General features: G+C 43.7%; 10 protein-coding genes and 1 pseudogene. All 11 read right to left on the minus strand.

Annotated features, from left to right (window positions below; translation table 11 throughout):
• The gene (locus PHG87_06300) at positions 1-516 is read right to left on the minus strand and encodes a GNAT family N-acetyltransferase (protein MDD5477787.1); all 516 of its coding nucleotides are present in this window, start codon (positions 514-516) and stop codon (positions 1-3) included.
• A pseudogene (locus tag PHG87_06305) lies at positions 496-909 on the minus strand (NADH-quinone oxidoreductase subunit B family protein). The gene PHG87_06300 and the pseudogene PHG87_06305 overlap by 21 nt, the downstream one beginning before the upstream one ends.
• 1 nt (position 910) lies before the next feature.
• Positions 911-1,765 (minus strand): NADH-quinone oxidoreductase subunit H, encoded by an 855-nt coding sequence (locus tag PHG87_06310; GenBank protein MDD5477788.1) that lies wholly within the window; start codon positions 1,763-1,765, stop codon positions 911-913.
• Positions 1,762-3,645 (minus strand): proton-conducting transporter membrane subunit, encoded by a 1,884-nt coding sequence (locus PHG87_06315; protein MDD5477789.1) that lies wholly within the window; start codon positions 3,643-3,645, stop codon positions 1,762-1,764. Before PHG87_06315 ends, PHG87_06310 begins: the two co-directional genes overlap by 4 nt.
• A gap of 10 nt (positions 3,646-3,655) precedes the next feature.
• Complete coding sequence (locus PHG87_06320; GenBank protein ID MDD5477790.1) at positions 3,656-5,098, minus strand: glutamate synthase subunit beta; 1,443 nt, start codon at positions 5,096-5,098, stop codon at positions 3,656-3,658.
• Positions 5,091-9,644 (minus strand): glutamate synthase large subunit, encoded by a 4,554-nt coding sequence (gltB, locus tag PHG87_06325; protein MDD5477791.1) that lies wholly within the window; start codon positions 9,642-9,644, stop codon positions 5,091-5,093. The genes PHG87_06320 and gltB overlap by 8 nt, the downstream gene beginning before the upstream one ends.
• Complete coding sequence (locus PHG87_06330; protein MDD5477792.1) at positions 9,641-10,024, minus strand: helix-turn-helix domain-containing protein; 384 nt, start codon at positions 10,022-10,024, stop codon at positions 9,641-9,643. Before PHG87_06330 ends, gltB begins: the two co-directional genes overlap by 4 nt.
• 147 nt (positions 10,025-10,171) lie before the next feature.
• Positions 10,172-12,367: a glutamine synthetase III gene (locus PHG87_06335; GenBank protein MDD5477793.1), complete on the minus strand. Its 2,196-nt coding sequence runs from the start codon at positions 12,365-12,367 to the stop codon at positions 10,172-10,174.
• Between the two features lie 185 nt (positions 12,368-12,552).
• On the minus strand, positions 12,553-12,894 hold the full coding sequence (locus PHG87_06340) for a P-II family nitrogen regulator (GenBank protein MDD5477794.1): 342 nt from the start codon (positions 12,892-12,894) through the stop codon (positions 12,553-12,555).
• Positions 12,895-12,950: 56 nt separating this feature from the next.
• Positions 12,951-14,177, minus strand: coding sequence for an ammonium transporter (locus tag PHG87_06345; protein MDD5477795.1), 1,227 nt, complete (start codon positions 14,175-14,177; stop codon positions 12,951-12,953).
• Positions 14,178-14,457: 280 nt separating this feature from the next.
• Positions 14,458-14,799 carry a P-II family nitrogen regulator gene (locus tag PHG87_06350; protein ID MDD5477796.1) on the minus strand — a complete coding sequence of 114 codons (342 nt, stop codon included), beginning with the start codon at positions 14,797-14,799 and terminating at the stop codon, positions 14,458-14,460.
• Positions 14,800-14,842: the final 43 nt, after the last annotated feature.

The following is a 14,842-nucleotide window of genomic DNA, read 5'->3' on the forward strand; positions in this document are numbered from 1 at the left end:
TTATTCTTTCTTAACCAATTTTTCCATGAATACCCTGTCACGTAATTGCGAAACCTGCTCCCGCTTGAATATTTTATACCCTAATCTCTGGTGAAAATAAATATTACGCCTGCTCTTATGCCCGGTAAATGTCTCAAACCTTTTGGCCTGCCCAAATTTGGCCTCAATCCTGCGCATCAGTTTTCTGCCCAGGCCGTAATTCTGATAAGTTGGATGCACGATCAACCTTCTGATATGGCAAGTACCTTCTTCCAGATAAGCGCGCACCGAACCGACAATCCTGTCATGCATCACACTTTTTAAAAAAACCTTATTTTTAAAATCCCCCCTTAACTCCTCAAGGGTCTGGGTTAGCGGAGAAAGGCTAAAATCATTATAGATCTCAGCTTCGCTTTGATAAGCTAATTTTTGTAAATCCAGTATTTCCTGCGCGTCTTCAATAGCAGCTTCGGTAATAACCAGTTCCCCATTACCTGCGCTGATTTCCTGGAACTTTTTATGTTTTTCTTCCAGGATCGCAAGCCCCCTAACCACCCCGTCAATAATTGCCTCCGGCCTCACCGCGCATCCCGGCACATAAATATCCACGGGAATAATCTTATCCACTCCCCCGGAAACATTATAACATTCCCTAAATACTCCTCCGGAGGTAGCGCAAATACCCAAAGCCAAAACCACTTTTGGTTCAGGCATCTGATGATAAATATTCTGGATTACTTCTTTATTCTGCTCGTTCACTGAGCCGGTAACCAGAAAAATATCGGCATGCTTGGGATTGCCGGTATTGATTATCCCAAAACGCTCCAAGTCATAGACCGGAGTAAGGCAAGCCAATACCTCGATATCGCAGCCATTACAACTTGAGGCATCATAATGAATAACCCAGGGAGATTTTTTTAAATATGACATTTTATTTGGGTAAAATAAACAAAACTAAAATATTCCCAAAACCAAAAATTAAAGTTACCAGCCAGCAGCTTAATAAAGCCAGCTGCCATTTTACTCTGGCAAAAGTATTATCAATAAGGATAACCAGAAAATAGGCCAATAAACTCAAAAGCACTCCGGCAATCGGCAGATGGGCGAAGAACAAATAAATAAAACCTAAAACCAGCATATTTTCATACCAATGCGCTAACTCAATCATCGCCAGAGCCTTTCCGGAGAACTCCGTCGTAATCCCTTTAACCAGTTCCTGATGCGCATGGTGCGAAGTAGACAGGTCAAAGGGTGATTTCCTGAATTTCATCGCCAGGATATACAATAAACCAAACAAGATTCCCGGCAGGTAATAAATCAACGGACGGGCGAAGGAAACGATATCGGAAACATAAAAACTGCGCGTAACCATATACATACCCACGGCGCTTAAAATAATGATCGGCTCATAAGCCATCATCTGCAATAATTCTCTGTGGGCTCCGATAAAGCTGTACGGGGAGCTGGCCTTAAATCCGGCTAAGACAAAAAATATGGCCGCTAGTGTAAAAGCAAAGATCACCAGCAATATATCTTTTCCGGTAAAAAACAGGGCGCCGGTGAAAACGACTAAGACTAGAAAAAACCCGATGTAGAAATTCTGGGATCTCCTTACTACCAGGTTCTCTTTCTGGATTAATTTTAAAACATCAAAAAACGGCTGTAAGATCGGCGGCCCGATCCTGGACTGCATCCGCGCGGTAATCTTGCGGTCTAATCCAGCCAGAAGCCCTCCGGTTAAAGGAGCCAGGATCAAATATAATAAAATATTCAGGAATATATTCATAATAACGATAGACCCAACATGGCAATGACTAAAATAATACTGATGATTATTCCGAATTTAAGTAGTTTTGTTTCGTTAAAATAATCTCCCAGATAATAATTATACATCGACATACTCCTAACTCTCCCAGATGAGCCGCGAAACTCAACGTTATTATTGATATTTGCCCCGCCCAAATAGGCATCCACGACTTTAACCCGCTTACCGTAATTAATAAAACTCAAAGGAAAAAGCATAACCATCGCCAGCATGATCGACATAATCACGATATTCCCCTGGCTCATGGTAATCGTGCGGGCATAAATTTCAAGGCAATACGGCTCAATTAAAACCGAGGAAACCACCGGAAAAAACCCGCAAACACTCAGCGTTAATACCGATAGGGCTCCCAACGGAAACCACTGGCTCTTGCTGATCCCCTGCTCAATTTCATCTTTAGGTTCGGCAACGATGATGAGCTTACCCATCCATTTTACCCAGAAAAAAAGCGTTACCGAACTTCCGAAAACTACAAATATGGCAAGCAAAGGATTGTAATCTACCAGCGCTTTAAGCGCTGCCCATTTGCTGATTAACATGCCAAAGGGGGCCAAAAACATACCGGCCATGCCAATCTGGAGCATAATCGAGAGCTTGGGCAGAGTAATAATTAGCCCGGACATGTTTTCAATATTACGGCTGTGGATCTTATGCTCCACCGTACCGACACAAAGGAACAAAAGGCACTTGGCAGTAGCGTGAAATATTATAAGCAGGATTGCCGCCCACATCGCTTCATATGTTCCGATGCCGGCGCATAAAACAATCAGCCCTAGGTTGGCAATAGTAGAATAAGCCAAAATCTTCTTGGCATCGCTCTGTGAAACAGCCGCAAACGAAGCAACCAGAAAAGTTATTCCCCCGATTAATGCCAGAGCAAAACCGGCCATTGTTCCTTGTAAAACCGCGGCAAATCTCAAAATGATATATACCCCTGCTTTAACCATGGTGCTGGAATGCAGGAGCGCCGATACCGGAGTTGGCGCAACCATTGCTCCCAATAACCACGAAGAAAAAGGCAGCTGCGCGGATTTAGTCAGGCCGGCAAAACAAATCAACATCACCGGAATCAAAGCCCAGGCCTTACCCAATAACATTACTTTGCTCAACTCAATACTCCCGGTTGTCCTGTAAAAAATAATGATTGCCGCCAAAAATGCCAGCCCTCCTAAAAGATTAAATTCCAAAGCCCGGAAGGCATTGTTCCTTGACTCCTGCGTCCGCTTATACCCGATCAGCAGGAAGGAACAAATCGTAGTAATCTCCCAGAAAAAATAAAGCCAGAGAAGATTGTTGGAAAAAATCACCCCGAACATCGCCGAAAGAAATACAAAAACAGCAAAGAAAAAGAAATTACGCCTATCTTTTATCTCCTTATGATAGTCACGGTGAAAATCCTCCATATATCCGGTAGAATAAATACAGATTAGACTGCCGATAATACCTACTACCAGGGACATGATAATCGAAAATTTATCGATGAATAAATTATTTTCTGAAATAACCTTTGCCCCGCAGGAATACTCAAAATAAAACATTAAGGCTGCTTGGAGTAAAATAAGCAGGGTTACCCAGGCGCGTTTGAATTTTATCCCTAAATATAAAATATAACCTGCCAAAGCCCATTCCGTAAAAAACATGATTTTATCAACCAGATGGGACTCGGCCTTAAAATATTGGATACTTTGATGAAAAGTACTGATGAGCAGGACAATGACCGCTGAAGAAATGGCCAAGGCGGATATCTTTACTAGACCAGCCCGCAATCTTTCCCCTTTTAATAAAAGCAGGATTACGGATATGAATAACGGAAATATGATTAAAAACTCTAATAAATACAAAATTTTCTCCTTAAAGCATCGGCAGGATTGAACCGCCCATAAGGTATTTGTCGATATGGTGGGCAGAGCGCCTGCCTTCGGCAATTGCCCAGACAATCAGGGATTGGCCGCGGCGCATATCTCCACAGGCAAACACGCCTTTCTTGGAAGTCATAAAATTATCGCCTGTTTTTACATTTCCCTTTTGGTCTAAATCCAATTTAAGCTCTTCAATTATTCCTTTTTTCTCAGGATGCAAGAAACCCAAAGCCAAAATTACCAGGTCCGTTTCAATTTCAAACTCTGAACCCTTTAGCTCCTGCATAACCGGACACCCCGCAGCATCTTTTTTAAACTCCACCCTTACGCAGGAAAGTTTTTTAACTTTTCCGCTTGAGCCGGTAAATTTTTTGGTTAATATCGACCAATCCCTATTGCCTCCCTCTTCATGGCTGGTCGAAGATTTAAGCAATAAAGGATACTTTGGCCAAGGGTAATCTTTAGTGCGGCAGGAGGCTGGTTTAGGCATAATCTCGATCTGCATAACGCAGGATGCGCCTTGACGATGCGCCACTCCTACGCAATCCGCGCCGGTATCCCCGCCTCCGACAACCACTACGCGTTTATTTTTAGCGTCAATTAACTGGTCAGCTGGAATTTTTTCTCCCTTAATCCTCTTATTGGACTGGATCAGGTAATCCATGGCAAAATTGATTCCGAAAAGATTCCTGCCCTCGATATTCAGGTCCCGCGGCTGCCGTGACCCGCAGGCAATACAAACCACATCAAACTCATCCACCAGTTTCTTAATTTTATAATCAACCCCTATATTTGAAGAAGTCTTAAATTTTATCCCTTCCTTTTGCAGAATCTTTATCCGGCGATCGATTATTTTCTTCTCCAGCTTAAACTCAGGAATACCATAACGTAAGATTCCTCCAAGAGCATCATCTCTTTCAAAAACCACAACATTATGCCCGGCAGAATTTAGCTGGTCGGCGCAAGCCAGGCCGGCTGGCCCGGAACCGACTATGGCTATTTTTTTCCCGGTTCTCTTTTTTAAAATTCGCGGCTGGATTAAACCATTCTTAAAGGCATACTCGATAATACTCAACTCGTTTTCCCGGATAGTTACCGGGTCATCATTAATCCCCAAAACACAGGCATATTCGCAAAGCGCCGGACAAATCCTTCCGGTGATCTCGGGAAGATTATTAGTGGCCTTAAGTAAACTAAAGGCTTTTTCCCACTGGCCATGGAAAAGAAGGTCATTCCATTCCGGTATATAATTACCGATGGGGCAGCCAGAGTGGCAAAAAGGCGTGCCGCAATCCATACAGCGCGATGCCTGCTCCTTGCTTTGAAATTCAGTCCGCAATAAATTAACCTCGGCGAAATCTTTTATTCTTTCGCAAACCGGACGGTAGGTCCCGGGCTGTCTTTTAACTTTTAAGAATCCTTTTGGATCACCCATCAGTATATTCTCCCAGGTCAGCCTTCTTAACCGCCTCTTTCTCTTCCAATATGCGTTTGTACTCTAAAGGCATGACTTTGATAAAAAGATTGGTGTACTTATGAAAATCATCGAGGATCTCTTTTGCTCTGGGGCTTTGCGTGTATTTGTGGTGATTAAAAAGCAACTTTTTGATCGTCTCGGCGTCTTGGGCGTCTATTTTCTCTAAAGCCACCATTTCCAAATTGCATCTTTTCTTAAAATCGTTTCTTTCATCCAGGCAATAAGCAATCCCTCCGGACATCCCTGCCCCGAAATTCCTGCCGCATTTGCCCAGCACAACCACCCTTCCTCCAGTCATATATTCACAGCCATGGTCTCCCAAACCCTCAATAACCGCATTTAACCCGGAATTGCGGATACAGAACCTCTCTCCGGCAACCCCCCGGATATATGCCTCCCCGTTAATTGCCCCGTAAAAAGTAGTATTGCCGATAATAATATTTTCTTCCGGTTTATATTCAACTGACTTATCCGGGTAAATTATAATTTTACCTCCGGATATCCCTTTACCCACATAATCATTAGCCATGCCTTCAAGAGTAAAAGTAATCCCTTTGGCCAAAAAAGCCCCGAAACTTTGGCCGGCTACCCCTCTAAAATTACATTTAATCGTATCTTCGGGCAGCCCGCTTTCGCCAAACCTCTTGCAGACCTCTCCGCTTAACATTGCCCCGGTGGCGCGGTTTATGTTTTCAATCTTTTGATTTATTTCAACGTTTTTAGCTTCTATTAATGCCGGATTGGATAACTCAATCAGCCTTAAATCCAGGATCTTATCAATGCCGTGATCCTGCTGCTTACAATAATGCGTAATTACTGATTCTGGCACCTGAGGTTTATAAAGAATTTTAGAAAAATCGATTTCTTTTGCCTTCCAGGGTAAAATCCCCTGATTTAATTCCAGCAGATCCACCCTGCCGACCATCTCTTCTAATTTTTTTATGCCCAGAGAACTCATGATCTGGCGCAGTTCATTGGCAATAAAGGTAAAATAATTGATGATATATTCCGGCCTGCCGGTAAATCTTTTCTCCAAAACCTCATCCTGGGTAGCGATCCCGACCGAACAATTATTTAAATTACAATGGCGCAGCATCACGCAGCCCAAGACGATTAACACCGCGGTGCAGAAGCCGAATTCTTCAGCGCCAAGTAACGCGGCAATGGCCACATCGCGTCCGGTGCGCATCTGCCCGTCAGTCTGCAGGCGTACCCTGCTCCTTAAATCATTTAAGACTAAAGTCTGGTGCGTTTCTGAAAGCCCCAACTCCCAGGGGAGGCCGGCGTGTTTAATTGAACTTAAAGGAGAGGCTCCGGTACCTCCGTCCTGGCCGGAAATAAGGATCATATCGGCATGCCCCTTGGCTACGCCGGCTGCGACTGTGCCTACGCCGATTTCAGAAACCAGCTTTACGCTGATACGCGCTTTAGGATTCGCGTTTTTTAAATCAAAAATAAGCTGCGCTAAATCTTCGATTGAATAAATATCATGGTGCGGAGGAGGGGAAATTAAAGTAACTCCGGGGGTAGTATAACGGGTCTTGGCGATTATCGCGCTTACCTTATGCCCGGGAAGCTGCCCGCCTTCGCCGGGTTTTGCGCCTTGGGCCATTTTTATTTGGATTTCATCGGCATTAACTAAATAATTTGTGGTTACGCCGAAACGCCCGGAGGCAACCTGCTTTATCGCGCTTCTGGCAGAATCTCCGTTGGGCAACGGAACAAAACGCGCGGGGTCTTCGCCGCCCTCTCCGGTATTGGACCTTGCGCCTAACCTATTCATGGCGATAGCAATCGTTTCATGCGTGGCGCGGCTGATTGAGCCAAAACTCATCGCCCCGGTAGCAAACCTTTTTACAATTTCTTCAACCGGCTCAACCTGATCTAATGGTATAGATTTTTGTGTTTTAAATTTAAGTAAACTCCTTAAGGTAGTCGGATTTTTTGACTGATCATTGATAAAATTAGTAAACTCCTGATATTTTTTAAGATCATTATTGCGCACCGCGTCCTGCAAAGCGGCGATGCTATCCGGGTTCCAGAGATGAAATTCTCCGTCGCGCCTCCACTGATAAAGGCCGCCTGAAGCCAGATGATTTTCACCTTGGCTCCTTACGGCAAAAGCCTCCTTATGGCGCAGGATAGTTTCTTTAACAATTACGTCTAAAGATACACCATTAATCCTGGAAACGGTACCGGTAAAATATTCATCAATCACGTTTTGGCTTAATCCCACTGCTTCAAAAATCTGGGCCCCCCGGTAGCTCTGTAAGGTCGATATACCCATTTTGGAGAGAACCTTCAAGATCCCCTTGTCGATGGCTTTTATATAATTATGCTTGGCCTTTTCAAAACCAAGATTGAGTTCTTTTTCTTTTGCCATCTCCTCCAGGAGCTTAAAAACAAGATAGGGATTAACGCAATCAACTCCGTAGGCAAAAAGCAGGGCAAAATGGTTTACCTCGCGGGGCTCGGCACTCTCTAGAATAATGCTGATCTGCGTCCGCAAAGAATGCCGCACCAGATAATGGTGCAGTGCTGAAACCGCCAGGAGGCTGGGAATGCCGGCATAATTTTTATTCACTCCGCGGTCGCTTAAAATAATAAAAGTATAGCCTTTTTTTATCGCTTCTTCTGCTTCCTGAAATATTTTCTTAAGCGCTTTAGAAAAGTCTGTTTTGCCGCCTACCTTAAAAAGCAATGAAATGGTTTTGGTTTTAAAACCGTTCTTTCTTATTCTGCGAATCTTCTTAATCTCGATATCGCTTAAGACCGGTCGGGCCACTAATAATTTATGGCAGTGATCCTCGCCATCGCTTAAAATATTCTTTTCCGGGCCTAAATAACTAGCCAGGCTCATTACCAGTTCCTCACGGATCGGATCAATCGGAGGGTTAGTTACCTGGGCAAATAATTGTTTGAAGTAAGAAAACAAAAGTTGCGGCTTAGCTGAAAGCACGGCATGCGGAGTATCATTACCCATCGAGCCCACCGGCTCTTGAGCATTTTCAGCCATTGGCTTAATAAGCATTTTCAGATCTTCGCGGGTATAACCAAAAGCCTTTAGCTGGGTTAAAATAGGGACAGCGACCATTTTTTTCTTCACCTCTTTATTCAAGAAAAAATGGGCGCTGTCCCTATTTTTATCTAGTTCTAGTATATTTTTCTTAACCCATTGCTCATATGGCTTATCTTCGCTGAGCTCTTTTTTTATCTGGCTGTCTTCAATTATACATCCGGCTTTTGTATCGATAAAAAATGTCTTGCCCGGCTCAAGCCGTCCTGAATGCAGAATAGCGGAAGGCTCAATATCCAGAACTCCGACCTCAGAAGCCATCACCACAAAATCATCTTTGGTCACAATATAGCGGCACGGCCGCAATCCGTTACGATCAAGGACCGCTCCGATAGACACACCATCAGTAAAAACCATGGCTGCCGGGCCATCCCAAGGTTCGATAAGGCAGGTATGATATTTATGGAAAGCCCTTACCTCTTGGGCAAGCAGATTATTCTGCTCCCAGGCAGCCGGTATAAGCATCGAGATTGACTGCGTCAGGCTTCTCCCGGACAAGGTTAGGAGCTCAAAAACATTATCAATGGTCGCCGAGTCACTACCGCCGGGCACAATTACCGGGAATATTTTCTTTAGGTCTTGGCCAAACAATTCGCTCTTTAAAAAATCTTGGCGGGCGCGCATCCAGTTAATATTACCTCTTAAGGTGTTGATCTCTCCGTTATGGGCGATAAACCTAAACGGCTGAGACAGGTCCCAGGTAGGAAAAGTGTTGGTGGAGTAACGTGAATGCACCATGGCTAAAGCGCTTTTAATCTCCTGGGAACTCAAATCCAAAAAGAAGTTTTCCACCTGATGCGGCATAAGCAGGCCTTTATAGATAAAGGTGCGGCTGGATAAGCTGGGAATATAGAAAAAAGTTTTTTGTTTTATTCTGGAAGCGCGGATAATATTTTCAACCTGCTTGCGGATAACATAAAGCTTCCTTTCAAAAGCCGGGCAATCGGTTATTTTTTTACCGCGCCCGATAAAAATCTGCTCAATTTGCGGCTGGGTATCTACGGCGGTTTTACCGATATCCTGATTATTTACCGGCACACTGCGCCAGCCTAAAAATACTAAAGCTTCATCATGAATGACTTTTTCAAATGTTTCTTTGCAGAATTTGCGCTCGTTGGTATCTTGAGGCAAAAATACTAACCCTGAGGCATATTCACCTTCTTTAGGCAGACGGATATTTTCTTTTTCGCATACAGAAGAAAAAAATTCATGCGGAAACTGAATAAGCAGGCCTGCTCCGTCACCGGTTTTAGGATCTGCGCCGGTTGCTCCGCGGTGGCTCAGGCGGCGTAAAACCTCCAGGCCCTGCTTGACAATATCATTACTCTTTTTACCTTTGATATTGCAAACAAATCCCACTCCACATGAGTCATGCTCAAACCGTGGATCGTATAAACCCTGCTTTTTTGGCAAATGTACCTGTTTCATAAATTTGTTTTCCACCTTGAGACATCAATACCTAATTTGTTTATTTTCACGCGCATTGTGTTACGGTTAATCCCCAGGATGCGGGCGGCCTTAAGCTGGTTGCCTTCACAACGCTCTAGTGTCTGTTCGAGCAAAGGTTTCTCGATTGCTTCTAAAACGGATTTATATAATACTCCTTTTTTCTCAATAAACAATGAATTTTCTAATTCCACCACCCTATCTTTGATAAAAGCCAGGTCCCTTATACAATCCTTTTTCACGACGCGGATCACGTTTTCCTGGCTTGTATCCGGGGATAAAGTATATCCCTCCTGCTTTAGCATTTTAGCCAAGGCTTCTTTTGTTTTAATTTCATCTTCGGTAATAAGTATGGTAATCATATCCTGCCTAAATTTTATGCATCGCTACTGACAAAAAAGACGTTCATTTTGGCAAAAAACAGTTTTAGCCAGCATGAACGTCTATGTTCTTTTTGTTATGTCTTAAGCACTACGCTGTGCTTACTATAATCTTATACTACTATGCCACTATTTAATGAACAGCATTTCGCGATACTTAGGCAAATCCCAGGCATCATCGGAAACTACGCATTCCAGCTGGTCAACATGCTTTCGAATATGCTCCATCAAAGGTTTAAGCTCATCAAAATAAAGCTTGGCGCGTTTTTCATTGCTTAGCTTCCTAGCATCCTCAAGCAGCTTAACCATTTCACCAACATTTCTGCGCACATAATATATCTTAGCGACTATTTCAGCCAAATGTTCTTTTTTGTCTTTTAATGCCGCGATATCTACTTTTAAGCCGGCATCTTTCTGCAACTTGACCAACGCGTCCAGGTTTGCCGCCAACAATTTTTCATATTCATAGCCTGCCGGCACTACCGAAGCATTAACCATTTCGTTTAAGGTATTGGCCTCGATTTCAAGAATCAAGTTATACATATGGACCCAGATATGGTAACGGGCAATCAACTCTTCTTTAGAGAAGACTTTGTACTTCTCAAAAAGGGCAATATTCTCTTTTTTGGTTAAAGCTTCCAGGGATTCATAAGTTGAAGCGATATTCGGTAACCCTCGCTTCTTGGCTTCTTTAATCCATTCTTCCGCGTAGTTATTTCCTTCAAAGCGGATATCTTTGGTTTCTTTAACAATCTTGGAAATTACCATTAACACCGCGGAATTAAAATCCTTTCCCGTAGATTTGGCCCGCTTGATCTGTTCAGCGACATAATCAAGGCTTTCAGCAATGATGGTATTGATTACCGCAATGGGTGTGGAGATATTCTGCGATGAACCGACGGCACGGAATTCAAACTTTGCGCCGGTAAAAGCAAAAGGCGAAGTACGGTTACGGTCAGTTGAGTCCTTGTTGAATTTAGGCAAGCGGGCTATGCCTAAATCAATAATATCAGCTTTAGAAACTTTAGACTTAACCCCTTTTTCAATCATATTTAAAATAGAGGTTAACTGCTCCCCTAAGAATACACTAATAATCGCCGGAGGGGCTTCATTAGCGCCTAAGCGGTGCTCGTTGCCGGCAAGGGCAACTGAAGCGCGCAATAAATCGGCGTGCAGATAAACCGCCCTTAAAACCGCGGCTAGGACGGCTAAAAATTGTAAATTATCTTCCGGAGTCTGTCCCGGATTAAGTAAATTATCGCCTTTATCATCTGCCAGCGACCAGTTTAAATGCTTGCCGCTGCCGTTGATTCCGGCAAAAGGTTTCTCATGCAATAAACAAACCAGGCCATGGCGTAAAGCAACTTTTTTCATCAATTCCATAAGCAACTGATTGTGATCGGCGGCAATATTTGATTCTTCAAATATCGGAGCAAATTCATACTGATGCGGGGCAACTTCATTGTGCCGGGTCATTACCGGTATACCCAATTTATAAGCCTCTTCAGCCACCTCAAACATAAAATTAACCACCCGCTCTTTAATCGTGCCGAAATACTGATCCTCTAACTGCTGGCCTTTAGGAGATGGCGCTCCAACCAGGGTCCGGCCGGTCATGATCAAATCCTGGCGTAAATTGTAATAGTTCTTATCGATCAGGAAATATTCCTGCTCCGGCCCGCAGGTAGAAAATATCTTTTTTACATCTTTATGGCCGAAAAGTTTAATCAGGCCTAAAGCGGCATTGTTTAACGCTTCATCCGAACGTAAAAGCGGCAGCTTCTTATCCAGGGCTTCTCCATGGTAAGAAATGAATATCGTGGGAATACAGAGAGTCTTACCGAGCTTGCTTTCAATAATAAATGCCGGGCTGGAAGGATCCCAAGCAGTATAACCTCTGGCTTCAAAGGTTGCCCGGATTCCTCCTGATGGAAAACTGGAGGCATCCGGTTCACCCTGGATTAATTTATTCCCCGAGAATTTTTCGATTACTTTTCCCGGAGCGGTTATCGAAATAAAACTGTCATGCTTTTCCGCGGTAAGCCCGGTCATCGGCTGAAACCAGTGCGTATAATAAGTAGCGCCTTTTGCCATTGCCCAGTCTTTCATCGCGTTAGCAATCTCATTTGCCTGCGCTAAAGTTATGGTTTTACCTTCGGACATCCAGGTCTTGAATGCCTCAAAAGTACCTTTGGAAATATGCTTTTGCATGGTCTCGGTGCTGAAGGTATTCACACCGAAATAAGAAGAAACTTTTTTAGGAGAATCTATTTTCTCTAATTCGGTACTTTTAATTTTAAATAAAACTTTCTGTCTTATACTCATTTCTTCCTCCTAGCCCACAAGGGCACACCCGCGCAATTCCTTATAAGCGCGGGGTGTTGCATGAAATAGTTAATTTATTCTACCACAATCAGTAAAAATTAAAAGAGGCATTCTTTAAGGTCCCAGAACGCCCCTGTTCTCTCTAAGTACAAGTAAAAAACTTGCGCTTCTGGTAACCTGTTTTCTTACCCAATAGCTATTGCCCCGCGTTCTTCAGTTCTTATACGCACACACTCCTTAAGATCCAAAACAAAGATCTTGCCATCCCCGGTTTCACCGGTCTTAGCCCCTTTAACAATGGCTTTGATTGTCGGCTCAAGATAATTATCATTTACGGCAATTTCAAGACGAATTTTACGCAAAAGGTTTCCGGTTTCCCTGGCCCCCCGATAAACTTCCGTCACGCCTTTCTGCCGGCCATGGCCTAGGACCTCGCTTACCGTAAGCAAATTCACCTGCGCTTTATACAACTCTTCTTTTACTTCCTCTAATTTATACGGTTGAATTATCGCAATGACTAATTTCATGTATCCCTCCTTGCCCACAAGGGCACACCCGCGCAATTCCTTATAAGCGCGGGGTGTTATTCTAAAATTGTATATGCGCGTTCACGATGCTGGGTAAGGTCAAGGCCAACCAGCTCATCCTTTTCGCTTACCCGCATCCTAAAGAAGACATCTACCAGTTTGTAAATAACGAAAGTGGCAAAGAAAGTGTAACTAACCGCAACCACAACCGCAACTAATTGTATCAGCAGCTGTTTAGAATTACCATAGAATAATCCATTTGCGCCGGCCGGGTTAATTATCTTAGAAGCCAATACCCCTGTCAAAAGCGTGCCAAGTATCCCTCCGACGCCATGCACGCCAAAAGCATCCAAAGAATCATCATAACCAAACCGCGGTTTGGTTACGGCAACCGCGATAAAACAAATTATGCTGGCGGCAATCCCGATAATAATGGCTGAAATCGGGCTGACAAATCCTGAGGCAGGAGTAACAGTAGCAAGTCCTGCAATTGAACCGGTTACGATTCCAAATACCGTGGGCTTGCCATTACGGATCCACTCCAAAAATGCCCAGCTTAAACCCGCTGCTGCTGCGGCAGTATTGGTAGCAATAAAAGCGCTTACGGCAACTCCATTTACCGCTAAAGCGCTTCCGGCATTAAAACCATACCAGCCAAACCATAAAAGCGCAGTCCCCAAAACTACAAAAGGAAGATTATGCGGCGATGGCGTATGCTCCAGGTTTTTTCGCTTACCGATAACAATCGTCGTAACTAAAGCGGCGATGCCTGCGCTGGTATGCACGACAATTCCTCCGGCAAAATCCAAGACACCCAGGTTCCTGAGCCATCCGCCAACTCCCCAAACCCAGTGGCACAAAGGATCATAAACAAATGTTGCCCAGAGCAAAGTGAAAACTAAAAATGCCGAAAACTTCATCCGCTCGGCAAAAGCGCCGATAATTAAAGCCGGAGTAATCACGGCAAACATCATCTGAAAAACCATAAATGCCTGATGCGGGATAGTCGCGGAATAACCCGCGTAAGGAGTCGCCCCCACTCCGTTTAAGCCAAACCAACTAAGCCCTCCCCAAAATCCGTTGCCCGGGGCAAATGCAAGGCTGTAACCAAAAAGTATCCATTGCAAAGATAATAAACATAAGGCCACAAAACATTGCATTAAGACACTTAAGATATTCTTGCGCCTGACCATGCCGCCGTAGAAAAAAGCCAGGCCGGGGGTCATCAACATTACAAAGGCCGCCGACATCAAAACGAATAACGTATCTGCTTGATTAATCATCTCACCTCCCATAAATAGTTCTTTCTCTTAAGCCCCATTTCCCGATTAGCTTCGAAACAGTTTCCAAGTTGAAGCGGAAACTGTTTCGATTAATTCCTCTTATACTACACAACTGGATAATCAACTGTGTAAAATTTGGGTAAATAAAAAAGCGCCTTTACGGTTTTTTCTTAACCGTATTGGCGCCGACATTGCGCTATTCAATATAAACACTACAGCGTGCCTATATTAACTTATAATCATACAAGTAAACAATTGCTTGTTTTGGTAACTTAAATTTTTATCCTATCGCCGAGTTTCCCTGCTCTTCGGTGCGGATGCGGATACATTCCTTAAGATCCAGGATAAAGATTTTACCGTCGCCAGTTTCACCGGTCTTAGCCCCTTTAACAATAGCTTTGATTGTCTGGTCAAGGTAGTTATCATTCACGGCAATCTCAAGACGAATTTTACGCAAAAGGTTTCCGGTTTCCTTCGAACCACGGTAAACTTCCGTCACGCCTTTCTGCCGGCCGTGCCCTAAAACTTCACTTACGGTAATCAGGTTTACTTCCGCTTTATACAATTCTTCTTTTACTTCCTCTAATTTATACGGTTGAATTATCGCAATGACTAATTTCATAAAAACCTCCTTGTGAGAATCCAGGGGACGGTTCTGGAAAATC

This window comes from Candidatus Omnitrophota bacterium, from assembly GCA_028716245.1.
Lineage (GTDB): Bacteria > Omnitrophota > Gorgyraeia > Gygaellales > Profunditerraquicolaceae > UBA6249.

What these genes read in the sequence shown, in the direction of transcription:
- PHG87_06310 (MDD5477788.1), bottom strand. Translation starts at nt 1,765, where the DNA reads ATGAATATATTCCTGAATATTTTATTATATTTGATCCTGGCTCCTTTA.
- PHG87_06340 (MDD5477794.1), bottom strand. Translation starts at nt 12,894, where the DNA reads ATGAAATTAGTCATTGCGATAATTCAACCGTATAAATTAGAGGAAGTA.
- PHG87_06330 (MDD5477792.1), bottom strand. Translation starts at nt 10,024, where the DNA reads ATGATTACCATACTTATTACCGAAGATGAAATTAAAACAAAAGAAGCC.
- gltB (MDD5477791.1), bottom strand. Translation starts at nt 9,644, where the DNA reads ATGAAACAGGTACATTTGCCAAAAAAGCAGGGTTTATACGATCCACGG.
- PHG87_06335 (MDD5477793.1), bottom strand. Translation starts at nt 12,367, where the DNA reads ATGAGTATAAGACAGAAAGTTTTATTTAAAATTAAAAGTACCGAATTA.
- PHG87_06350 (MDD5477796.1), bottom strand. Translation starts at nt 14,799, where the DNA reads ATGAAATTAGTCATTGCGATAATTCAACCGTATAAATTAGAGGAAGTA.
- PHG87_06345 (MDD5477795.1), bottom strand. Translation starts at nt 14,177, where the DNA reads ATGATTAATCAAGCAGATACGTTATTCGTTTTGATGTCGGCGGCCTTT.
- PHG87_06320 (MDD5477790.1), bottom strand. Translation starts at nt 5,098, where the DNA reads ATGGGTGATCCAAAAGGATTCTTAAAAGTTAAAAGACAGCCCGGGACC.